22 protein-coding genes are annotated in these 21,812 nt (G+C 53.4%); 21 read left to right on the plus strand and 1 reads right to left on the minus strand.

Annotation, left to right across the window (positions count from 1 at the left end):
- The first annotated feature begins 6 nt into the window (after positions 1-6).
- The 3 genes from IAE55_RS07520 to IAE55_RS07530 all read left to right on the plus strand — a co-directional run bounded on the left by IAE55_RS07520 (position 7) and on the right by IAE55_RS07530 (position 2,601).
- The gene (locus IAE55_RS07520; RefSeq protein ID WP_200631515.1) at positions 7-882 is read left to right on the plus strand and encodes a menaquinol-cytochrome c reductase cytochrome b/c subunit; all 876 of its coding nucleotides are present in this window, start codon (positions 7-9) and stop codon (positions 880-882) included.
- A 152-nt stretch (positions 883-1,034) separates the two neighbouring features.
- Positions 1,035-1,658, plus strand: a complete 624-nt coding sequence (locus IAE55_RS07525; protein ID WP_145158493.1) for a DUF1405 domain-containing protein — start codon at positions 1,035-1,037, stop codon at positions 1,656-1,658.
- 61 nt (positions 1,659-1,719) lie between these two features.
- Entirely contained in the window at positions 1,720-2,601 is an 882-nt protein-coding gene (locus tag IAE55_RS07530) for a sporulation protein YpjB (protein WP_200631517.1), read from the plus strand.
- Between the two features lie 88 nt (positions 2,602-2,689).
- Here IAE55_RS07530 and IAE55_RS07535 read toward each other — a convergent pair whose 3' ends face one another.
- Positions 2,690-3,559 carry a YitT family protein gene (locus IAE55_RS07535; protein ID WP_145158497.1) on the minus strand — a complete coding sequence of 290 codons (870 nt, stop codon included), beginning with the start codon at positions 3,557-3,559 and terminating at the stop codon, positions 2,690-2,692.
- Positions 3,560-3,746: 187 nt separating this feature from the next.
- On the opposite strand from IAE55_RS07535, the gene IAE55_RS07540 reads away from it, so the two are divergent.
- The 18 genes from IAE55_RS07540 (at position 3,747) to IAE55_RS07625 (ending at position 21,689) form a co-directional block, all read left to right on the plus strand.
- On the plus strand, positions 3,747-4,076 hold the full coding sequence (locus IAE55_RS07540) for a nucleotide pyrophosphohydrolase (protein ID WP_200631518.1): 330 nt from the start codon (positions 3,747-3,749) through the stop codon (positions 4,074-4,076).
- Positions 4,077-4,126: 50 nt separating this feature from the next.
- Positions 4,127-4,663, plus strand: a complete 537-nt coding sequence (locus IAE55_RS07545; protein WP_076170121.1) for a tetratricopeptide repeat protein — start codon at positions 4,127-4,129, stop codon at positions 4,661-4,663.
- A 116-nt stretch (positions 4,664-4,779) separates the two neighbouring features.
- Positions 4,780-5,580: a 4-hydroxy-tetrahydrodipicolinate reductase gene (gene dapB / locus IAE55_RS07550; protein ID WP_145023933.1), complete on the plus strand. Its 801-nt coding sequence runs from the start codon at positions 4,780-4,782 to the stop codon at positions 5,578-5,580.
- An 18-nt stretch (positions 5,581-5,598) separates the two neighbouring features.
- The gene (gene mgsA, locus IAE55_RS07555; RefSeq protein WP_116229712.1) at positions 5,599-6,021 is read left to right on the plus strand and encodes a methylglyoxal synthase; all 423 of its coding nucleotides are present in this window, start codon (positions 5,599-5,601) and stop codon (positions 6,019-6,021) included.
- On the plus strand, positions 6,018-6,728 hold the full coding sequence (bshB1, locus tag IAE55_RS07560) for a bacillithiol biosynthesis deacetylase BshB1 (RefSeq protein ID WP_200631520.1): 711 nt from the start codon (positions 6,018-6,020) through the stop codon (positions 6,726-6,728). The genes mgsA and bshB1 overlap by 4 nt, the downstream gene beginning before the upstream one ends.
- A 202-nt stretch (positions 6,729-6,930) precedes the next feature.
- The gene (gene bshA, locus IAE55_RS07565; RefSeq protein ID WP_145158501.1) at positions 6,931-8,094 is read left to right on the plus strand and encodes an N-acetyl-alpha-D-glucosaminyl L-malate synthase BshA; all 1,164 of its coding nucleotides are present in this window, start codon (positions 6,931-6,933) and stop codon (positions 8,092-8,094) included.
- Positions 8,095-8,125: 31 nt separating this feature from the next.
- Positions 8,126-9,391, plus strand: a complete 1,266-nt coding sequence (locus tag IAE55_RS07570; RefSeq protein WP_200631521.1) for a CCA tRNA nucleotidyltransferase — start codon at positions 8,126-8,128, stop codon at positions 9,389-9,391.
- Positions 9,378-10,352 (plus strand): biotin--[acetyl-CoA-carboxylase] ligase, encoded by a 975-nt coding sequence (locus IAE55_RS07575; RefSeq protein ID WP_145947639.1) that lies wholly within the window; start codon positions 9,378-9,380, stop codon positions 10,350-10,352. Before IAE55_RS07570 ends, IAE55_RS07575 begins: the two co-directional genes overlap by 14 nt.
- Positions 10,353-10,624: 272 nt before the next feature.
- Positions 10,625-11,497, plus strand: a complete 873-nt coding sequence (gene panB / locus IAE55_RS07580; protein ID WP_200631523.1) for a 3-methyl-2-oxobutanoate hydroxymethyltransferase — start codon at positions 10,625-10,627, stop codon at positions 11,495-11,497.
- A complete protein-coding gene (gene panC, locus IAE55_RS07585; protein WP_200631525.1) occupies positions 11,494-12,381 on the plus strand; it encodes a pantoate--beta-alanine ligase in 888 nt (295 codons plus the stop codon). Before panB ends, panC begins: the two co-directional genes overlap by 4 nt.
- 3 nt (positions 12,382-12,384) lie before the next feature.
- Positions 12,385-12,768: an aspartate 1-decarboxylase gene (gene panD / locus IAE55_RS07590; RefSeq protein ID WP_076170868.1), complete on the plus strand. Its 384-nt coding sequence runs from the start codon at positions 12,385-12,387 to the stop codon at positions 12,766-12,768.
- A gap of 134 nt (positions 12,769-12,902) precedes the next feature.
- Entirely contained in the window at positions 12,903-13,532 is a 630-nt protein-coding gene (locus IAE55_RS07595; protein ID WP_105442119.1) for a tetratricopeptide repeat protein, read from the plus strand.
- A gap of 153 nt (positions 13,533-13,685) precedes the next feature.
- Positions 13,686-16,547 (plus strand): ATP-dependent DNA helicase DinG, encoded by a 2,862-nt coding sequence (gene dinG, locus IAE55_RS07600; RefSeq protein ID WP_145158509.1) that lies wholly within the window; start codon positions 13,686-13,688, stop codon positions 16,545-16,547.
- A 116-nt stretch (positions 16,548-16,663) separates the two neighbouring features.
- The gene (locus tag IAE55_RS07605; RefSeq protein WP_145158511.1) at positions 16,664-17,350 is read left to right on the plus strand and encodes a redox-sensing transcriptional repressor Rex; all 687 of its coding nucleotides are present in this window, start codon (positions 16,664-16,666) and stop codon (positions 17,348-17,350) included.
- Positions 17,304-18,638, plus strand: coding sequence for an amidohydrolase (locus IAE55_RS07610; protein WP_200631527.1), 1,335 nt, complete (start codon positions 17,304-17,306; stop codon positions 18,636-18,638). The genes IAE55_RS07605 and IAE55_RS07610 overlap by 47 nt, the downstream gene beginning before the upstream one ends.
- Before the next feature lie 41 nt (positions 18,639-18,679).
- Positions 18,680-19,198, plus strand: a complete 519-nt coding sequence (locus IAE55_RS07615) for a cell wall elongation regulator TseB-like domain-containing protein (RefSeq protein WP_145158515.1) — start codon at positions 18,680-18,682, stop codon at positions 19,196-19,198.
- A 464-nt stretch (positions 19,199-19,662) separates the two neighbouring features.
- A complete protein-coding gene (locus IAE55_RS07620; RefSeq protein WP_105442124.1) occupies positions 19,663-20,187 on the plus strand; it encodes a hypothetical protein in 525 nt (174 codons plus the stop codon).
- Positions 20,187-21,689, plus strand: coding sequence for an AAA family ATPase (locus IAE55_RS07625; RefSeq protein WP_145158517.1), 1,503 nt, complete (start codon positions 20,187-20,189; stop codon positions 21,687-21,689). Before IAE55_RS07620 ends, IAE55_RS07625 begins: the two co-directional genes overlap by 1 nt.
- Positions 21,690-21,812 lie beyond the last annotated feature (123 nt).

A 21,812-nucleotide genomic window follows, 5' to 3' on the forward strand; every position in this document is an offset into this window, starting at 1 on the left:
ATATCGATGACACACGGAAACAATTCAAAAGAAAAAGTGGTGTATGTAGGCGACTCGCGCGTCCGCAAAGGCAACGGGTTCATTACGCCGCCGGACTACACGTCATATCCAGGTAAATCGGAAGCGTTTATCCCTAACTTTCTTTTGAAAGAATGGATGGTCGGTGTTGTTGTACTCGTCGGATTTCTCGTACTCACCATTGCGGAGCCTGCTCCACTTTGGTTTCCTGCGAACCCGAGCGCGTCTATTATTCCAATGCCTGACTGGTACTTCTTGTTCCTGTATCAATACCTGAAGCTGCCATATGCATCTGGTGATTATGTCGTGTTAGGCGTCATCGGGGTGAGTGGTGTAGCATTTGGTTCGTTGCTATTGGCACCGTTTCTGGACACAGGCAAAGAACGCCGCTTCTATCGTAGACCGATCGCATCCTCGTTAATGCTGCTGTCTTTGATCGCCTGCGTTTATTTAACAAACAGCGCATGGCATCACTACAAAGAAGAAATGGCTGCAACCGGTCAAATTCCGGAGAACATCCAGCGTGAAGAGAAAGCGGCCGAGAACAAGGCAAAAGGGCTTCCGACGACCAGCGCGAACCAGCAAAAAGAGATTGCGATCGTCGATAAAGAAGATCCGGCAATGGAATCTTATAAAAAAGCAGGCTGCATTACCTGCCACGCAGCGGATATGAAAGGTGCTGCGGGTCCGTCTCTCCGTGGAGTCGGCGACAAACATAACAAAGAAGACATTCTGAAAATCATCAAAGAGGGCTATGAAGGAAAGATGCCTGCCATGTACGACTCAGCAATCGCTGCAGGCCTGACCGACAAAGACATCGATCATTTGGCAGAATGGCTTTCGAAGCAAAAGGCAGAGCAATAAGCGGCCATACTTATGAAAACCTGATCGTATTTACGATCAGGTTTTTTTAAGAGGTCAGAAAGTACGGCTTACATGCTAAAAACACGATGAACGAAGCTCAATAGCCCAGCTTTAGCGGCAAAGGGATCGTGGGAGTACAAGGAGGGACAAGCGTGTCGATCGCTTATTTCTGGAGCCGTTCGCTCCTCGGAAACCGGGGATTTTTATGGCTCCTGTTATGGTGCAACCTGCTCGGAACAGTATACGGTTACTATTGGTATGCGGAACAAATGGAATATACCGTGGCGAACAATCCCTTCTGGCAGGTCATTTTCGTTCCGGACAGTCCGACGGCAAGCTTATTTTTTACGATCGCAATCTATATGCTGCTGTATCCGCCTAAGACGAAGTCCGGCTACGGATTCCGGCTGCTGATTGAGGCGCTGGCCGTTGTCACGTCGGTGAAATACGGCATTTGGGCGGTGAGTATCATATTTGCCGGATATGCACAGGGATCCCCGCTGGTATGGCAGGACTGGATGTTGGTCATCTCCCATTCGGCGATGGCCATTGAAGCGCTGCTGTACGTCCGCCTGTTCAAGTTAGGCGAGACGATGCTGATTCCGGCTGCGGCCTGGACATTCCTGAACGATACGGTGGACTATACATACGGGGTATTTCCTTGGCTGCCCGTTCAGCTGATGGACGATATCGCGAGCGTACAATATTTTACCTTCGGTTTGACGCTGTTCAGCGCGCTGCTGGCTTGGCTTGTCATCAGACAGGCAAGGCGCTGACTTCAAGTTCAGTTCTAGGGACATCCCTTCTGCCATACATATACGGTAGGAGGGATGTCCCATGTTACGTAGAGGCACGGCTGCCAGATGGAGCCTGGCGGTCATCATGGTGCTGCTTGGACTCGGCTGCAGTCTATCCTGGGTGGCGGCGGACGCCGATACGCTGTCGGCTGCAGGAGGCTCAGGCGGGAATGCTGAGGCGGTGAAGCAGGCGGAGCAGCTAGATATGCTGGCCGACTCGCTTTATCAGCATGTACTGGAAGGTAACATCAATCTCGTCCGGCAGGAAATTCTGCAGGCCAGCGATATATTTGAGCATTCTTCCTTTCAAGGCTTGACGAGTGTGGAAGGATTTCATGCCTTGTCGGAGAGCTTGGTGGAAATGAAGGAAGCGACGAATCAGGCGCAAATCCAGCAGGAACAATGGCAGACCGCTTCGGCCAAATTTCGGTTGGCAGCGGACAGCTTAAGTCACCCCAAGCAGCCGATGTGGATGCAGTACTACAAGGTGCTTCGTGAGGATCTGAGCGAAATGAAGGCCCGAGCGGCCGCTGCCGACTCCCGGGGGATGAAAGCGGCTTACGAGAGCCTTCAGAACCATTATGAGATCATTCGCCCGGCCGTGATCATTCAGCGTAAGCCGGAGGAAATCACAGCAGCGGATGCCTGGGTATCTTATGCAGGCGGCTTGGTTCAGTCTTCATCGTCTTCGGCTGCCGAAATTCAGAATGTCGTGACTTCCGGCGAAGAAGTGTTTAACGGCTTATTCGGTAAGAAAAAAGACGATAACCCGGCTTTCGCCCCCATTGACGAGGTCAACGGACTGTGGCCGTGGACCTTCTGGGCCGGCTCGTTTATCATCCTGATCCTGACTTATACCGGTTACCGGAAATATAAAGGGGAGCGGGACAGCTTTAAAAGCGTGAAGCCCAAAGAGCTGTAGTTCTTATGGGGGGTACTGGGCCGCATTTGCTGTCCATTGGAAAAGCCCGCCAGCTTCAAGAGCCGGCGGGCTTTTTTTGTGCTTCCGATTATTCTTCCTTAAAACCTTCGCCGTGAACGTCATGCACATCACTAATGATGACGAATGCCCGCGGGTCCACCGATTTCACAATATCGTTGAGCCTGCGGATCTCCTGGCGTCCGACGACGCAGTAGGCCATATGCTTGGCCTGCTTGGAGTACGCTCCTATGGCCGGAATCAGCGTGACGCCCCGTTCCATCTCGACCGTGATTTGGTCGGCGATTTCCTGGGCGTGGTCGCTAATAATCGTAAAGGCTTTGGCTGCATAGGCACCTTCCTGGATAAAGTCAATCACCCTGGAGGCGATGAAGACGGCTACGAAGGTGTACAGGATCCGCTCTCTAGGGATGAAGAACAGGGAAGCTCCGATAATGATAATATCGATCACGAGGATGACCCGTCCCATGCTCCAGCCAAATCGCCGATTGCAAATGCGTGCAATGATATCCGATCCGCCGGTCGTCCCGCCGAAGCGGAATACGATGCCCAGTCCGGCTCCGAGAGTGACGCCTGCATACAGGGAAGCCAATATGTAGTCTCTTTCCGTTTGAAACGGCGTGATCCACCCGGCATCGATCAGCTTTTCGATGAACCACAGAAAAAACGTCAGCGATGCGATCCCGACGCCCGTATAAATCATCTGTCTGCCGCCAAGGATCTTCCAGCCGAGAAGGAAGAGCGGGATGTTCAGCACCAGGGTCGACAGGGAAGGCGGAATGGAAAATGCATAATTCAGGAGGACCGTTACCCCTGTAACGCCCCCTTCCATCAGCTGGTTAGGGATAATGAAATAAAGCAGGCCGAAGGCATATACGGCAGAGCCCAAAATGATGGGCAATACGAGCTTGAGCTGAATAAACAACTTGGATGAACTCATGAAATCCCCCGCAATACCAGAAGTAGGAAGAAAGGTTTTTCTTCGCTCCATTCCATAGTATACCTTTTTCCCCGGCGATTAAAAAATATTTGTTTTCATTTCCGCTTTGCGATAACATATGGAGTAAACTAGCGTCCGGCGTGACGTGAAGCATTGTACATACGAAAGAGGGGGACGGTTCGGTATCATGGAGAAGTCATTGGCAGAGATGCAGCGGGAAGTCGACCGGTACATCTCCCAGTTCAAAGAAGGGTATTTCAGTCCGTTATCGATGCTGGCAAGGATGTCCGAAGAGGTCGGTGAGCTGGCCCGCGAGGTGAACCACCGGTTCGGGGAAAAGCCGAAGAAGTCTTCCGAAGCGGATAATTCCATTGAGCTCGAGCTCGGAGATATTTTGTTCATAACGATGTGCTTTGCGAATTCGCTGGGGATCGACCTGACGGAAGCGCACGACAAGGTCATGCACAAATTCAATACGCGTGATAAGGACCGTTGGACGAAAAAGGACACCGATTAGGCGAAATGAACATATGCTGTAGGAAAACCGCCTGAACGGGGGGAGCAGCCATGCAGTCCGAACCTTTTGTCCAAAAGGCTTACCATTGTATTTTGCAGAACGATTTTGAAGAAGCACTTCATTGGTTTGAAGCAGCGATCGCCGAAAACCCCGAGGATGCAGAAATTCATTATAGATGCTCCGTAACTTATGCAAGAAGCAACCGGCTGGATAAGGCCATGGAACGTGCGCTAGAAGCCTCCAGGCTTGCACCCGATAAGCCGGAATACGGTTTGTATGTTCAGCATTTGCAGGCGATGCGCATCGTGCAGGATGCGAAGAAAACGATCGATTCTCCCGATGTAGCACCTGCCAATCAATTGTATGAAACGGTATCTATTTTGAAGGAAGCGGTGCGGCTCGACCCACTCTACGGGGAGGCGTATATTTGGCTTGCGCTTGCCTACAGCCAGCTGAACGAGCACGCGCTTGCCATATCGGCTATCAAGGAAGTCATCGCCCTTCAACCCCATGACCACGGCCTGCAGGATATGCTGGAGCAATTAAAAGGCCGGCTAAACTCGTATTTATACGATTCATCCACCTAAATAGAATGAACTAAAGTTTATCTCATGTAATGTCTGGATCCCCGGGTCATTTTTCCGTGTCAGAAAAGGACTTTCTTTAGTTCATTCTATAAATCATGAGAAAGTGGGGAGCTAACATGTCAACCATCAAAGTAGCCGTCGCAGGAGCAGCAGGCAGAATGGGCAAGGAAGTCGTCAAACTGGTACTCGAGGATCCCGATCTGGAGCTGGTTGCCGCCGTCGGACGGTCCGGAGAGGGGACGGACGCGGGCACTTTGGCCGGGCTGCCGGAATGCGGCGTGAAGCTGACCTCCGATCTGGAGATGGCACTGGTCGAAGGTAAGCCGGACGTGCTTGTGGACTTTACGACGCCGCAGTTCGCATACCCCAATACGGTCTTGGCCGTAAACCACGGGGTTCGTCCCGTGATCGGCACGACGGGCTTCACCCCGGAACAAATCGAAGAGTTGGACAAGCAGTGCAAGGAGAAGGGGATCGGCGGGCTGATCGCACCGAATTTCTCCATCGGGGCCATACTGATGATGAAATTTGCGGCGCAGGCAGCCAAGTATTTCCCACATCTCGAAATCATGGAATTCCATGGGGATCAGAAGCTCGACGCGCCTTCCGGCACCGCCATCAAAACGGCAGAGATGATTGCCCAGAACCGCCAGGAGATCCGCCAGGGAAATCCGAACGAGGAAGAGACGATTGAAGGCTCTCGCGGGGGATATTATAACGGTTTCCGCATTCACAGCGTCCGCCTTCCTGGCGTATTCGCCCAGCAGGAGGTATTGTTTGGAGGCTTTGGCCAAACGCTGAAGATCCGCCACGATTCCTATGAGCGGGCAGGATATATGCCTGGCGTCAAAATGGCGGTCGAGAAGGTTATGACGTACGAGGGTATGGTTTACGGGTTTGACCATTTTATAGAGTAGTTCAGGAGGGGTTACAACATGCTAAAAATCGCATTCATCGCACATGACCGAAAAAAAGACGAGATGGTCAACTTTGTCACGGCTTATGAGCATGTGTTTGAGGGACACCAGCTGTATTCCACAGGAACGACCGGACAGCGGATTATGGAGGGCACCGACCTGAAAATCCACCGGTTCATGTCGGGTCCGCTCGGCGGTGACCAGCAGATCGGGGCGCTCGTGGCCGAGAATGAGATGGACCTCATTATTTTCCTGCGGGATCCGCTGATGGCACAGCCTCACGAGCCGGACATCAATGCGCTGCTCCGTCTTTGCGACGTCCAGGGAATTCCGCTTGCGACCAACATCGCAACGGCCGAAATTTTGGTCAAGGCGCTGGACCGCGGAGATTTTGCCTGGCGCGAGCTGGTACATAAATATAAGCCGGGTGCTGAAATATGAGTGAACGGCTGGATATTCTGATTTTCGGCGCCCATGCGGACGATGCCGAAATCGGGATGGGCGGCACGATCATCAAGCATGTGCAGGCCGGGCTTAAAGTGGGGATCTGCGATTTGACCTATGCGGAAATGTCCTCTAATGGAACGGTCGAGCGCAGGAAGCAGGAAGCGACAGCCGCGGCTGGCGTTCTTGGTCTTTCCATGCGGAGCAGCCTTGGACTGCCGGACCGTGGACTATTCATCACGCCGGAACATGTGGAAGCCATCACTTCGGAAATCCGCCGTCATGCGCCGAGGGTCGTTTTCGCTCCGTATTGGGAAGACCGCCATCCCGATCATGTAGCCTGCAGCAAGCTGGTTGAGGAAGCGGTGTTCAACGCCAAGCTGCGCCGGTACATGCCGGACAAGCCGCCTGTACAGGTGGAGCAGCTGTATTTTTACTTCATTAATGATATGGGCAGAGCCGATTTGATGGTGGATATTACCGCACAGCAGGAAATGAAGGAACAGGCGCTCCTGTGTTACCGGTCGCAGTTTGAGATAACTCCGGTTGAAGGGGATACGGTGGTTACCCCGCTGAATCAGGGATATATCGAACGCGTCAGATCCCGCGACCGGCTGACCGGCCAGCGCAGGCTCATTCCCTACGCAGAAGGCTTTGCGATCAAGTCGCCTTACGTCGTGGACATGTTCATTTCAGGATCCTAATAATGACCGATAGACAGGACTGAAGTCAAGCGCCCAATCTTTAGGCTTGATTTCAGTTCTGACTTTTTATAAGCTGAAAGCGCGCAATCGAAATACCCGGTTGAGCGGTTGTCCGCTGTAAAATGAAACGTCGCCAGACGTTTTTAATATTCTCTGGGTACATAATATAGAGAAGGCATGTAAAGAAGGGGGGACACGAAGCTTGGGTCAATCACTTAAAATTGGCATCACCTGCTATCCGTCACTCGGAGGCTCAGGTGTAGTCGCGACCGAGCTCGGCAAGCTGCTGGCCGAAAAGGGCCATCAGGTACACTTTATTGCCCACAGCATTCCATTCCGGCTGGGAGGGCAATTCCATAAAAACATTTTTTATCATGAGGTCGAAGTCAGTGATTATTACGTATTCCGCTATCCTCCTTATGACTTATCCCTTGCGACCAAAATGGCACAAGTGGCAAATATGCAGCAGCTGGACATTTTGCATGTCCATTACGCGGTTCCTCACGCGGTGTGCGCCTTCTTGGCCAAGCAGATGGTAGGAAGCAACCTGAAGGTGGTCACGACGCTTCATGGCACGGATATTACGGTACTGGCGCAGGACGAATCGTTAAAGGACCTGATTCGCCTGGCAATCAACGAAAGCGATGCGGTCACGGCGGTATCCGGTGACTTGATCCGGGAAACCCGTGAAGTGCTGGATATCAGCCGCGATATCGATCTGACGTACAATTTTGTGGATAAGCGCATCTACTATCCGCGCGATACGTCCTCGCTTCGAGGCGACTATGCCGAACCTGACGAGAGAATTTTGATGCATATTTCCAACTTCCGCCCGGTCAAACGCGTCGGTGACGTCGTGGACATCTTCGCCAAAGTCAACGAGCGGATGCCTTCCAAGCTGCTGTTCGTCGGGGAAGGTCCGGAGCTGCCGAAGGTCCAATGCAAGATCAAGGAGCTCGGACTGGAGCATAAAGTTCACTTTTTGGGCAAGCAGGACGAGATCGCACAAGTCATCTCGTTGGCTGACGTGCTTCTGCTTCCATCGGAAAAAGAAAGCTTCGGCCTCGTTGCGCTTGAAGCGATGGCATGCGGCGTTCCGACGGTGGGATCACTCGCCGGAGGAATTCCCGAGCTGGTGGTTCATGGCGAGACCGGGTTCCTGTCCCCGATCGGAGATACGGACCAGATGGCCGATCAGGTGCTGCGGCTGCTGTCGGACGGCGATCTTGCCGCACGGTTCCGCGAGGCCTGTCTGACACGGGCATGCCGGGAGTTTTCCGACGCATTGATCACACGCAAGTATGAACAGATCTATTATCGCGTTCTCGGACGCGAGGTGCCCCAGCTGGATGCGGTGTGCAGATAAGAGGTACTCATTTAGGGGGTCAAGGAAAGTTATGAAATGGAAGCAGGCGGATGCCGGGATGGCGGGCTGCGCCGAGCAGGTGCTGTCCGTCCTCGAAGCGCATGGGCATGAAGCGTATTGGGTCGGCGGATGCGTGCGTGATGAACTGATGGGCCGGCCGGTCAACGACATGGATATTACGACTTCGGCCCGCCCTGATGAAGTGACACGGCTCTTTGAACGGACGGTGCCTACGGGGATTGAGCACGGAACGGTCACCGTTCTGGTTGGAGACTACGCCTTTGAGGTTACTACATATCGGGTGGAAGGTTCGTACGAAAATCACCGCCGGCCAGCGGAAGTGGCCTTTGTGCGAAATCTGACGGAGGATTTGCGCCGCCGGGATTTCACGATGAACGCGATTGCCTGTGACCGGCAGGGACGGTATGTTGACCCTTACCATGGTGAAAACGACATTCGAAAAGGCATTATCCGCTGCGTTGGAGAGGCCCACGTCCGCTTTCAGGAGGATGCCCTGCGGATGGTGCGGTGCATCCGGTTTGCCTCGGTGTTCGGCTACCGCATTGCCTTTAACACCTGGAAAGGCCTTCTCCTGGAAAGAGACGGAATTCAGTATATCGCGCTGGAGCGGATTCGGGCGGAGCTCGATAAAATGATGGAGGGACCTCATCCTTATCTCGGCCTGAGCCTGCTGGGTAGGAGCCGATTGCTGGAAAAAGCCCGGGTACCGTTTACATCTACCACCGTGGACGGTTTCCTGTCCAGGATCGGCGATATCCCTTCCAAGGAGACCGCTGTCAGATGGGCCCTGCTTATGTTGGCCTGCGGCTTATCCGGACAGGAAGCCGGAAACCTGATGCGCCAGTATACGTTTTCCAACGATGCCCGCGAGAGGGTCGAAGCCCTTTTGTATTTGGAAGAAGAGGTAGAAGGGTTGATTCGCGAGACCAATCTCAGGGAGCAGTGGGTAGGCTTGGTGCTAAAGTACGGTAAAGAGACCGTCCGGCGCTGGCTCCTGCTTAGCTCAGTACTGCCGCAGGAGCACAGGGGGACGGCAGCGGATGAGCTGCTGGCCCGCGGGCTGGAATGGATGGACGAAATGAAGATTTTCCACCTGCACGAGCTCCAGATCGGCGGCTCCGATTTGATCGCGGTTTCGGGCAAGAAGGGCGGACCTTGGGTGGGAGAACTGCTAAAGCAATTGCTGTTTAAAGCGGCGGCAGGCATGCTGCCCAATACGAAATTGGATTTGACAGAAGAAGTGAGACGGGTGATGGTTACCGATGAAAAAGGCTGAGACCCTTTTGGATATACTGCTGGATGCGGAAGAATTTGTTTCGGGCGAGGAGATCAGCCGGCGGCTGTCGGTCAGCAGAACCGCGGTCTGGAAACAGATCAACAAGCTCCGTGAGGCAGGGTACGAATTTGAAGCGGTTCCTCATAAAGGCTACCGGATTGTGAGCAAGCCGGACCTGCTGGATCAGCAGGAGCTGGCGCAGCGGATACAGTCTAAAGTGATGGGATCGCAGCTGAAAATATTGGGGACGACGGTATCAACGCAGGAAGAAGCGAAAGCGCTGGCTGAGGAGGGGGCGCCGGAAGGCACCCTGGTCATTGCCGAAGAACAGACCGGCGGCAAGGGGAGGATGGGCCGCAAATGGTTTTCGCCCTATGGAAAAGGCATCTGGATGAGCCTGGTCCTTCGACCCGAGCAGCCGCTCCATTACACACCGCAGCTTACCCTTTTGACCGGAGTGGCGGTGTGCCGGGCGGTCCGCAAGGTGACCGGCGTCATGGCCGGCTTGAAATGGCCGAACGACCTGCTGGTCGACGGGCGGAAAATTTGCGGCATCTTGCTGGAGTCGGCGGCGGAGGACGAGCATGTCCGCTACTGCATTGCCGGCATCGGAATCAGCGCCAACCTGGACCCTGACGATTATCCGGAAGAGCTGACGGGGGTCGGAACTTCCCTGAAGATCGAGGCGGGTGAGTCGATCGACCGGATGTCGCTCATCGCTACGGTGATGGAAGAGTTTGAAATGCTGTACGAGCTGTACCGCAAAGACGGATTTCAGCCGGTCGCCTCGCTGTGGGAGGCGCTGTCGGTAACGTTGGGCAAGCGTGTGTCGATTCAGACGGCACGCGGGCCGATCGAAGGAATGGCCGACGGGCTCGATGCAAGCGGCGCGCTTCGGGTTCGTACCGATTCAGGCGAGCAGATTCCTGTTTTTTCCGGAGATGTCGAACTTAGACGATGAAAATATAATGAACTTTTGGTATAATGACATGTAGAGGCGGTATCGACGAATGATCGAACTGCACTCTGCATGTTTTTGTTTGAAGAACACCCTCATAACTGCAAATGGAATATTGCCGTTACGTTGGATTCTGCTCTGAGCCGGAAGGACCGAGACAGAAGGGACGATCGCAAGTGACCCTTTATGCCCTTTCGGACCTTTTTAGTGACACACTAAAAGGTTTTTTTGTTTTTATCCTATTTTTCACACTCATCGAAAGGGGAAGAAGCACAATGGCAAACAAACAACCACTGAATATCGTGAAAATGAAAAAGATGAAGGCGGATGGCATTCCGCTCTCCATGGTAACCGCCTATGACTATCCTTCGGCGAGCTTGGCGGAGGAAGCCGGCGTGGACATGATCCTGGTCGGGGATTCGCTCGGGAACGTGGTGCTCGGTTATGATTCCACGCTGCCGGTGACGATCGACGACATGGTGTACCATACGAGATCGGTTGTCAGAGGCGCTGGGCATACATTTATCGTGGCTGATATGCCGTTTATGACGTACCACGGAAGTAGTGACAGCACGCTGGACAACGTCAAACGCCTGATGCAGGACGGTCATGCCCATGCCGTGAAAATGGAAGGCGGACGCGAGATCTGCACCGCTGTGGAAACGATCGTCAAAGCCGGCGTCCCCGTGCTTGGCCACATCGGCTTAACGCCGCAGTCGGTGAACCAGATCGGAGGTTACCGGATTCAAGGTAAAGACGAGGCGGATGCTACCAGATTGCTGGAAGATGCGAAGGCTCTAGAAAAAGCAGGGGCATTTGGCGTCGTGCTTGAACTGGTAACGGAGGAAGTGGCCCGCTTTATTTCCGAGCAGCTGTCGATTCCGACCATCGGGATTGGCGCCGGGCGGTATGTCGACGGCCAGGTGCTCGTATTCCATGATTTGTTTAAGTACGCATCCCCGTATCGCGACAAGCGTTTTGTCAAAACCTATGGTGACATCGGAACGATCGTTCGCGACGGGATCAGTCAGTACGTTCATGACGTGAAGAGCCGCTCTTTTCCGGATGAGACCCATGTATTTACGGCAGACGATCAGGTCGTCGAGAACTTGTACGGCAAAGGAAAGGAGAAGGTGGGACGCGTATGAAAGCTGTAAGAACGATCGAAGAACTGCGCAGCGGTATACGGGCGCTACAAATAAATTTGGGACCGGAAGCCACGGTCGGCCTGGTTCCAACGATGGGTTATTTGCATGAGGGGCATGCCAGCTTAATCCGCCGTGCCCGCGAAGATAACGGAATTGTCGTCGTTAGCATCTTCGTTAACCCGATCCAGTTCGGTCCGGGTGAGGACTACGAAACTTATCCGCGTGACGAAGCAAGAGATCTGGCACTGGCCGAAGCGGAAGGGGCGGATCTGGTCTTCCTTCCGTCGGTGGAGACGATGTATCCGCAGCCGACCAAGACCAAAATCATGGTATCGGACATTACGACCCGTCTTTGCGGCGCATCCCGTCCGGGACATTTTGACGGCGTGACGACGGTGGTGAGCAAGCTGTTCAACATCGTTCAGCCCGATAAAGGATATTTTGGCATGAAGGACGTGCAGCAGGTCGCTGTGCTTCAGCAGATGGTACAGGATCTCAACATGAGCGTGGAGATTGTTCCCTGCCCGATCGTACGCGAGGAAGACGGCCTAGCTCTAAGCTCGCGCAACGTGTACCTGAGCGAAGAGGAACGCCGGCAGGCGCTGGTGCTGTCACGCTCTCTGCGCGAGGCTGCGGCCGCTGTGAGCGAGGGGACGGCGGTAACCGCCGGGGACATTCGAAACCTCTTGCAGCGCGTCATCAGCCAGTCTCCACTGGCCGATATCGAATACGCCGAGGTCGTGTCTTTCCCTGGGCTTCAGCCTTATCCCGATGACGAAGAAATCAGCCGTAAGGACGAGGCCGTCCTGATGGCCCTAGCCGTCCGTTTCGGTCGGACGCGCCTGATCGATAACCGTTTAATTAATCCCAAGGAGGCGAATTGACCGATGTACAGAACGATGATGAAATCCAAAATCCACCGTGCGACCGTTACCGAAGCGAATTTGAATTATGTGGGAAGCATTACGATAGATGAAGATTTGATGGAAGCCGCCGACCTGCTGGAGAACGAAAAGGTCCAAGTGGTGGATAACAATAACGGGGCGCGTCTGGAAACCTATGTCATCCCAGGTCCCCGCGGGAGCGGTGTGATTTGTTTGAACGGGGCGGCAGCCCGCATGGTTCAGCCCGGCGACACCGTCATTATTATATCCTACGCCGTCATGTCCGATGAGGAAATCAAGAGCCACAAGCCGACGGTAGTTTTTGTGAATGAATCCAACAAGCCGATGAACACGATGAGCAAAGAGGTTCACGCCACGATTATTTAAGGACTGGTCATGTATGTGCGGGGAAGCTAAGACAAGGAATGGCAGCCCGGAGCGGGAATGAAAAAGCCCGGGTTAACAAAAAATGAGTTCAGGTGACCGCACTGATTTCATTTTTGTTAAGGTGGGATGCAGCCATGTTTCAGCATGTATTCGCGGAAATGAACAACATGTTAGACGAAATCGTGAAACATTACCCCACAGCGCAGGAGGCCCAAAAGCACCAGCTGATTCAAAAGTGGAATTTGCTCAAAACGATGAGCGACGGCATCATAGAAGAATGGTTGTCTTTTGAAGAGAAAATGGGCGCTTTCCGGGAGCAGGCCAAGATCGCGCCTGTATTTCCGCAGCATGAAACGCCCGAGGTCGAGATGGATTCCTTTATCCGGGGGCAGGGATATTTCAAGCTGCTGATGTACAGGCAGGCGGCCCAGCAATTTGCGCAGGTGATTCTCGAATTCCCCGACAGCTTTTTGGCCCGGATGTACTTGGCCATGGCGTATTTGCACCTGGAGGAGCCGGCGGAAGCCCGCCATCATTTCCAGTGGATTCTGCCGCTTGCCCAGCATCCCAAGCTGAAGGCGATGGTGCTGAATGCGCTTGGCTGTGTCGAGGCGATGCAAGGGCAGCTTGGCAAGGCCCAGGATTATTTTACGCTGGCGCTTTCGCATGATCCCTCGTTCCCGGATCCGTTAATGAATCTGCAGGTTTGCCAGCAACAGTGCGGTCAGCTTCAGTATGGAAGCCAGTTAATATCGCTGATGTAATGCATGTGAGAAGACGATGCCCGCTGCACGGAAAGCGCCGGGTGTCGTCTTTTTCTATAGAACCGGAAGTTCAAGTTTTTCCTTCCTTGAATTTTCAAATGTGAAATCTTCTGTTATGCTGTTAAGGAGACTGGACGAAAGGATTTAGGAATCATGAAATTTGCCGTACTTGACTTCGAAACGACAGGCAACCAGTCCGCAGACGAAATAATTCAAGTTGGACTTGCCATTATAGAAGAGGATGGGACGATTTCAAAGGTGTATGGCTCTTATGTCAACCCGGGTATCGAAATCCCTCCGTTTATTACGGGACTTACCGGCATTACGAATGAGGATGTGGCCGCAGCTCCGGCCCTGGAAGAAATGATGATGGAGCTCGTGCCGCTGCTCGACGACGTGGTCCTGGTGGGGCATAATGTAGCATTCGATTTTAATTTTTTGCAAAACGCACTCGACCGGTGCGGCTATTTGCCGTTCTCTGGGCGGATTTTGGACACGCTCGACCTGCTCAAAATATGCTTCCCTTCGCTGACTTCCTATCAGCTGGGCATGGTGACCGGACACTTCGGTCTTCAGCATGACCGGCCGCATCAGGCCGACAGCGACGCTTTGGCAACGGCATACGTTCTGCTGAAGTGCCTGGATGAGCTGAACGGCCTGCCGTTGATTACGCTGCAGCGGCTGGCCGAGCTGTTTGCCGATGAGGATAGCGACCTCGGCTGGTATTTCGACGGCCTCTGCCAGGAAAAGGAGCGGGAACCCGCTCAAGACCTGAACAGCCACACCTTTTACCGCCAGCTGGCGCTTAAGGTGGATGACTGGACCGAAATGGCCCCGCCGCGAGATGACGTGGACGACAATCCGCTCAAAGGCGTCGAGTTTAAGGAATATTTGGCCGAGATCGAAAAACGGCTGCGCGATATTATGCCTCATTACGAGGAACGTGAGCCGCAGACGATCATGTTCGATGAGGTGATGAATGCGCTGGATCAGGACAAGCATCTGCTGATCGAAGCCGGGACCGGGACGGGCAAGTCGCTCGGCTACCTGATCCCCTCGATTTATCAGAGCGTGAAGCAGGACCAGAAGGTGATGGTCAGCACGCATACGATCAACTTGCAGGAGCAGCTCCGGGAGCGGGATATCCCACTCTTAACGCAGGTCGTGCCCTTCCCTTTCAAGGCAGCTGTGTTCAAGGGCAGACAGCACTATTTGTGTTTGAGAAAATTTGAACATAAAATAAACAGAAGAGACTTTATCAATCCGAAGGAAGACACCATCACAGCCGCCCAGATGATCGTCTGGCTCGCCCAGACCGAATCGGGTGATGACGAGGAGCTGAGTCTCGGCGGTCGTGCGGGAGACTTCTGGGAGACCGTAAGCAGCGACTCGGACTCCTGTCAGGGCCGTGCCTGCCCTTGGTTCCGCAAGTGCTATTACCATCGGGCCAAGCATGAAGCCGGAATCGCGGATGTCGTCATAACGAACCATTCCAAGCTGTTTACGGACGTCAAGGCAGGCCATCAGCTGCTGCCTTCCTACGAGCGGCTCGTGATCGACGAAGCCCATCACCTGGAAGACGTTGCCGGCAAGCATCTCGGACTTCATTTGAAGTACTTTACGGTCGTCCATACGCTGACGCGGCTCTATAAGGACGCCCGGAGCGGGCAGCTGCCGGCTCTTCGCCAGCTGCTTCAATCGTCGGCCTATGAGCAGGCCGGTGAATGGACCGCCGTTATCGACCGGATGAGCGAGGATTTGGTCGATGTTAAAGAGCACTGGGACAAGCTGAGCGAATTGCTCTTCGGTCTGCTTCCGGAACGGAGCGACGCTGCTCCCGGCGACGGCGGCCAGTATACGCTGCGCCTTCAGCCGGGGAAAAAGCCGAAAGAGTGGGAGACGCTGGCGGCGCTCGAAAACCAGATTTTTGTCACGGTAGGGGAAATCGTCCGCAAAGGCGAAAAGATGCTGTCCGAATACAAGGAGGAGCAGGATGATTACGGTTCCGACAGCCTGATCACCGATATCGGCGGGCTGCTCAAGGACCTCAGCTCCGAGCGGGAGAATCTCCGGTTCTTTATGACGCTGAACGACGAAACCGTCGTGTACTGGATGGAGGCGAGCGGCCATTTCCGCAGCAAATCGCTCCAGCTGTACGCTGTTCCGGTTGACGTCAGCAAGCAGCTCAAGGAGCTGTTTTTTGATAAGAAAAAGAGCGTCATCCTGACGTCCGCCACCTTATCCGTAGATAAATCGTTCCAGTATATGATCGACAACCTTGGACTGCAGGAGGACCAGGACAGCGGACGCCTTGTGACGGTCCAGCTTCCGTCCCCGTTCCGGTACAGGGACCAGGCGCTGCTCGTCATTCCGCGGGATTTTCCAAGCGTGAAGGGAAGCGTCGGGGACGCCCTGTTTGTCGAAACGCTGGCCCGCTCACTCGCGGACGCTGCGATCGCGACCCACGGCCGAATGCTGGTGCTGTTCACCTCGTACCGCATGCTGCGCCAGGTATACGAGCCGCTGAAAGAAGCCCTTGCACAAAGCGACATCGCCGTGCTTGGACAGGGCGTAGACAGCGGCAGCCGCACGAAGCTGATCCGGCGGTTTACGGACAGCAGCGCTTCGGTGCTGCTTGGAACGAGCAGCTTCTGGGAAGGCGTGGACATCCCGGGTGAAGCGCTGACGTGCCTGGCCATCGTCCGGCTTCCGTTCCAGCCGCCGAACCATCCGCTGGTGGAAGCGAAGAGCGAGCTGCTGCAGCGCCAGAAGAAGAACCCGTTCATGAAGCTGTCGGTCCCGCAGGCCGTCATCCGCTTCAAGCAGGGCTTCGGGCGGCTGGTCCGCACCGCCCATGACCGGGGCATCGTCATCGTATACGATACGCGCGTCATCGAATCGTATTACGGGAAGTACTTCCTGTACTCGCTGCCTGGACCGAAAATGGAGCATATGCAGACAGACCAGATGGTTCCGCGCATCTCTGAATGGCTTCATCAGGACGGTGTGTCTTAAATGAGTCCATTAGATAGAATGAACTAAAGCGGTTAGAACAGGAAGTTCAATGCAAAACTTTAGTTCAATCTATATAACCAAATAAATATTCAAGCCGTTCAATAGGGGGAACATGCATGAAATCGGAGAAAATATCCGAGGCGGTTGTCCGCAGATTGCCTATATATCTTAGATATCTAAATGAGCTGAACAAACGGGAGGTGGCCACGGTCTCCTCCCAGGAGCTCGGGCAGAAGCTGGATCTCAACCCGGCGCAGATCCGCAAGGATTTGGCGTATTTCGGGGATTTTGGCCGTAAGGGGATAGGGTATGACGTGTCCTATCTCATCGAGAAGATCCGTCAAATTCTGAATTTGGACCAGCAGATCAACGCGGTGCTGGTCGGAGCGGGGAATCTTGGTCAAGCTTTGTCCAACTATAACTTTTACCTGAAGGAAAATATGAAGATCGTGGCCGTGTTTGACGCCAATCCGTCCAAAATCGGCACGCGCATCAACACCTTGACGGTACAGGCTATGGATGAGCTGAAAGAAACGATACAAAGTAAAAATATCCGGATCGGGATTATTACCGTCCCGGATTTCGAAGCGCAAAACGTCGCCGATCAGCTGATTGCGGCCGGGATCGAAGCGATTCTGAATTTTGCGCCGACGATTCTGAAGGCGCCGGCTAGCATCCGGATCCATGCCGCCGATTTTACGACGGATTTGCTCAGCCTCGCTTATTATTTGAACAACGGAAAGGACGACACGGAAGATGACGGACAATTTGAAGAGCTCGAGCAGCCGGAGCGCCAATCCTAAATGGGCCATCAAGAACGGCAGCTTTGCCGTTTTGCGGCCGGAGCAGCCGGTATTGAACGGCTGGATGGTCATTGAGGGCGACCGCATCACCTATATCGGTGAAGAGGAGCCGCAGCTGGAGGAGGGCGTACAGGTCGTCGACGGCACGCATTTATTTTTTATGCCGGGCCTGATCAACACCCATGGACATACCGCCATGTCGCTGCTGCGCGGTTACGGAGATGACATGGTGCTCCAGGAATGGCTGCAGGAAAAAATGTGGCCGATGGAAGCGAAATTCATGTCCAGTGACGTCTACTGGGGGACTTCGCTGTCGGTGCTCGAAATGCTGAAGGGCGGCACGACGACGTTCCTCGATATGTACGATCATATGGATCAGGTGGGCAAAGTGGTGACTGAATCCGGCATGCGCGCTGTCCTGACCCGCGGTGTCATCGGCCTGTGCCCGGAGGATGTGCAGCGGCACAAGCTGAACGAAGCCATTCAGTTCGCCAAGGACTGGCACGGGCAGGCAGACGGCCGGATCACTGCGATGATTTCTCCGCATGCACCATACACATGCCCTCCTGATTTTATCGAGAAGTTCGTTCAGGCGGCGCATGACCTGGATCTTCCGATGCATACGCATATGTCGGAGACCAAGGCGGAAGTGGAGCAGAATGTGCGCGATTATGGAACGCGTCCGGCGATTCATTTGGAGAAGCTCGGCATGTTCTCACGGCCGACGATTCTGGCACACGCGGTCCATTTGACAGACGAGGAAATCGACATTTTGGCGAAGCATCACGTGACGGTATCACACAACCCTGGCAGCAACCTGAAGCTGGCGAGCGGTGTGGCCCGCGTTACCGACATGATGCAGGCAGGCATTACGGTTTCCCTGGGAACCGACAGTGCGGCGAGCAACAACAATTTGGACATGTTTGAAGAAATGCGCCTTGCTGCTTTGATACATAAAGGCGTCTCGGGAGATCCGACGGCGGTTCCCGCGGCGGAAGCGCTGCGTATGGGCACGATCTACGGAGCCCAATCCTTGTTCCTGGAGGGAGTCGGTGCACTTGAGGCCGGAATGAAGGCGGATTTTATCGCGGTGAATACGGACCAGGCTCATTTTCTGCCGCGTACGGACTTCATTTCACACGTCATTTATTCGGCCAGCGCGAAGGACGTAGAGCACGTCTGGGTGGACGGGAAGCAGGTCGTGAAGCACGGCAGCTGTCTCACCCTGGACGAGGAACGCATCCGCAGGGAAGCCCAAGCGGCTTTTGAAGGTCTTCTCTCCCGATAAGACCGGGATGATTAGCTCACCTTTCAGAAAGGAAGTTCAGGTTGAAGAACAAGAAAAAATGGATCTTTCTCGGCATTGTCGCCCTGCTGCTGATCATTTTCGGCGCTTACCGTTATTTTATTTACGTGCTGCAGGACCAATGGAGCGAAAAGGACACCGCTATTGCCAAAGCGAAGCAGGAAGCCGGAATCATGTCGGTCGCCGATGCCCAAAAGTCCGTGTGGGACCAGAACAGCATCTACTGGGTCGTGGAAGGGACGAACAAGACCGGCCAGGAGGTCATGGTCTGGGTGCAGTTCACCGATCAGGGAAAACCCAAGGAAGGCCAGAATACTGTGCATCAAGAGCTTTTGAGCAGCGGTATGTCCAAAGAGAAGATGAAGGCCAAAATCAAAAGCTCCATTCCCGGCATTAAAGATATGCGCCTCGTACCGGGTGTCTATAACGGAGAATACGTGTGGCAGCTGTTCTACAAGGTGAAAGATCACTATTACTATCAATTTTACCGGTTCAGCGACGGAGCGGAAATCGGCAGCCCGTTCACGCTGCCCAATCGATGATTTTGTTTAAACGGCCATATCATGCAGAAAGAACCCCATCCTCAAATGGGGTTCTTTGGCTTACAAAGGATAATATTTAAAATATATTCACACTTTACCTTCGATTTAGTATATACAATGTGATATACTCTTATTTGTATTGAAGAGATATATATGACGAACAGCCCGGATTGTACTATAATTAGAGGACAGCGTTTTTCAGTAAAATTCAGGAGCCCGCTTCAGCTTGGAAGATGATTTTTCTGCTCTTTATTGAAAAACATGGTATATAGAAGTGTGGTCAGATGCGTGTATTCAACGAAGAGATGCTTGTGTTTCGCGACAAGCGCAAAACCATCCATCGAATCGGACTGAACAGAAGCATGGTGACCGACCAATGGACTTGAACCACTAACGAAATATTTATTTTTGTCATCTAAAGTTTACTTTTTTTTTGCTTTGCCATTTCGAAAGGGGGACAACAAGTGAAATTGCGTCCATTGCCTATTATTATAACTGTTGTGGTTTCGGTAGCCGTACTGTTTGGCGGCTGGTTCTTTTATCGGCAAACGACCCTGCAGGGTCCGCTGCAAAAAATCGTCAGCAATTATCAGGGCGTGAATAACGCACATTTTAATATTACCCGCGATCAGGTGGATTTGAAACTCGATTTGAAGCCGAATGTAAATTTGGCTGATTTGGCGGATAAAATCTCCACCGAAGGCAAATCCGTCGTCGGCACCCGGGCGCTGAAGTTCGATTTTGTGGATCATTCATCAGACAAGTTGAACCAGTATTGGGATAAAGCGATGTTCTCTGTAGCCGAAGCGATGGAAAACAAGCGCTATACGGAAATTCCGGTCAAGCTGCAGGATCTGGCTAAGGGTACCGGAATTCAGACGAAAGCCGAAATGGACACGAAAAATGTCTATATTACGCTGACGGACGGCAGCTCAAGCAAGTTTCTTGTTCTGCCCCGTGATCCCGGCAAGATGGGAGTGTGGGAATAATGCCTAGATTGCTGAAGGAAGTTTTGATCGGATTTGTGCCGGTATTATTCATTTTTCTAGCTTTTGTAGGGGTCAATGTCATCCCTCTTATTATCGCCGGCCTGATGATCGGCGGACTCCTGTTTATGACCAACATGAGAGGCGGACTGACGGTAGGTGCTGCTTCGGAACGCAAGCGTAAAAAGGGCGGGCCGAAGAAGCTCACTTTTGAAGAAATCGGCGGCCAGGATAATGCCAAGCAGGAGCTGCGCGAGGCACTGGACTTCCTGATCCGTCATGATGAAATCCAGAAGCTCGGCATTCGCCCGTTGAAAGGAATTCTGCTGACAGGCCCTCCCGGAACAGGGAAGACGCTGATGGCCAAGGCGGCCGCACATTACACAGATTCGGTATTCGTTGCCGCATCCGGCAGTGAGTTCGTAGAAATGTACGTCGGCGTCGGCGCGGGCCGTGTCCGGGATCTGTTCCGCGATGCGAGAAACCGGGCAGCCAAGGAGAACAAGCAGAGCGCGATCATTTTCATCGATGAGATCGACGTCATCGGCGGCAAGCGCGAAGGCGGGCAGCAGCGCGAATACGATCAGACGCTGAACCAGCTGCTGACAGAGATGGACGGCATTTATTCTTCGGAGAGCCCGAGAATCCTTTTGATTGCGGCGACCAACCGCAAAGAGATGCTGGACAGCGCGCTGCTTCGTCCGGGACGGTTCGACCGTCATATTCAGGTGGACCTGCCTGACAAGAAGGGACGCAAGCACATTCTGGAGCTGCACGCGAAGAACAAGCCGCTGCACGAGGAAGTCAACCTCGATAAAATCGCCGAGGAATCTTACGGCTTCTCCGGCGCCCAGCTCGAGAGCGTCATGAACGAAGCTGCGATCTACACGATGCGCGAAGGTCTGAAAGAGATCGAGCAGCGCCATCTGTCCATGTCCATCGACAAGGTGATGATGGGTGAGCGCACCGACCGTGAATCGACGATCGAAGAGAAGAAACGCGTCGCCATCCATGAGCTTGGACATGCCATCATGGCAGAGCTGGTGCGTCCGGGGAGTGTCAGCCAGGTGGCCCTCAGCCCACGCGGCAAGGCGCTCGGTTACGTGCGCCATAACCCGCAGTCGGAGCAGTACCTGTATACGAAATCGTTCCTGGAAGAGCAGATCATGATCGCTCTTGGCGGCGCGGCGTCGGAGGAAATTTTTTACGGCGGACGCAGCACCGGTTCGAGCAACGACTTTGAACAGGCGCTCGACATCGTCAAGACAATGATGAGATCCGGCCTTACGTCGCTTGGCATCGTAAACATGGATATGGTCACGACCGAAGAGCTGATGAAGGTGAACAATGAGATTCTGGAAGACCTGATGGGCAGAACGCGCAGCCTTCTGGAGAACCACCGGATCATTTTCGACAAATCTCTGGATATTTTGCTGGCAGAAGAAACGCTGTCCGGCGAACAATTCCGCAAGCTGTTTCATGAGTTTTCACTACTGCCAGCCTGATGCGCTGGCTCTTTTTTTTACTTTTTTTTAATGCTGCGTTATTATTATAAGTTAGGTCGTAAATGTATTTTTCGACAAGAAGGGTACAATAAATATAGAAGACCATGGAAGGTGGAGCAGAAA

Origin of the sequence: Paenibacillus sp. S28 (assembly GCF_016624415.1) — a bacterium.
GTDB classification, from domain to species: Bacteria; Bacillota; Bacilli; order Paenibacillales; family Paenibacillaceae; genus Paenibacillus_AQ; species Paenibacillus_AQ favisporus.

Bases quoted from the DNA above. Each gene is read 5' to 3' on its own strand.
- IAE55_RS07520 (WP_200631515.1), top strand. From the start codon at position 7: ATGACACACGGAAACAATTCAAAAGAAAAAGTGGTGTATGTAGGCGAC.
- IAE55_RS07530 (WP_200631517.1), top strand. From the start codon at position 1,720: ATGTTACGTAGAGGCACGGCTGCCAGATGGAGCCTGGCGGTCATCATG.
- IAE55_RS07535 (WP_145158497.1), bottom strand. From the start codon at position 3,559: ATGAGTTCATCCAAGTTGTTTATTCAGCTCAAGCTCGTATTGCCCATC.
- IAE55_RS07540 (WP_200631518.1), top strand. From the start codon at position 3,747: ATGGAGAAGTCATTGGCAGAGATGCAGCGGGAAGTCGACCGGTACATC.
- IAE55_RS07545 (WP_076170121.1), top strand. From the start codon at position 4,127: ATGCAGTCCGAACCTTTTGTCCAAAAGGCTTACCATTGTATTTTGCAG.
- dapB (WP_145023933.1), top strand. From the start codon at position 4,780: ATGTCAACCATCAAAGTAGCCGTCGCAGGAGCAGCAGGCAGAATGGGC.
- mgsA (WP_116229712.1), top strand. From the start codon at position 5,599: ATGCTAAAAATCGCATTCATCGCACATGACCGAAAAAAAGACGAGATG.
- bshB1 (WP_200631520.1), top strand. From the start codon at position 6,018: ATGAGTGAACGGCTGGATATTCTGATTTTCGGCGCCCATGCGGACGAT.
- IAE55_RS07570 (WP_200631521.1), top strand. From the start codon at position 8,126: ATGAAATGGAAGCAGGCGGATGCCGGGATGGCGGGCTGCGCCGAGCAG.
- IAE55_RS07575 (WP_145947639.1), top strand. From the start codon at position 9,378: ATGAAAAAGGCTGAGACCCTTTTGGATATACTGCTGGATGCGGAAGAA.
- panB (WP_200631523.1), top strand. From the start codon at position 10,625: ATGGCAAACAAACAACCACTGAATATCGTGAAAATGAAAAAGATGAAG.
- panC (WP_200631525.1), top strand. From the start codon at position 11,494: ATGAAAGCTGTAAGAACGATCGAAGAACTGCGCAGCGGTATACGGGCG.
- panD (WP_076170868.1), top strand. From the start codon at position 12,385: ATGTACAGAACGATGATGAAATCCAAAATCCACCGTGCGACCGTTACC.
- IAE55_RS07595 (WP_105442119.1), top strand. From the start codon at position 12,903: ATGTTTCAGCATGTATTCGCGGAAATGAACAACATGTTAGACGAAATC.
- dinG (WP_145158509.1), top strand. From the start codon at position 13,686: ATGAAATTTGCCGTACTTGACTTCGAAACGACAGGCAACCAGTCCGCA.
- IAE55_RS07605 (WP_145158511.1), top strand. From the start codon at position 16,664: ATGAAATCGGAGAAAATATCCGAGGCGGTTGTCCGCAGATTGCCTATA.
- IAE55_RS07610 (WP_200631527.1), top strand. From the start codon at position 17,304: ATGACGGACAATTTGAAGAGCTCGAGCAGCCGGAGCGCCAATCCTAAA.
- IAE55_RS07625 (WP_145158517.1), top strand. From the start codon at position 20,187: ATGCCTAGATTGCTGAAGGAAGTTTTGATCGGATTTGTGCCGGTATTA.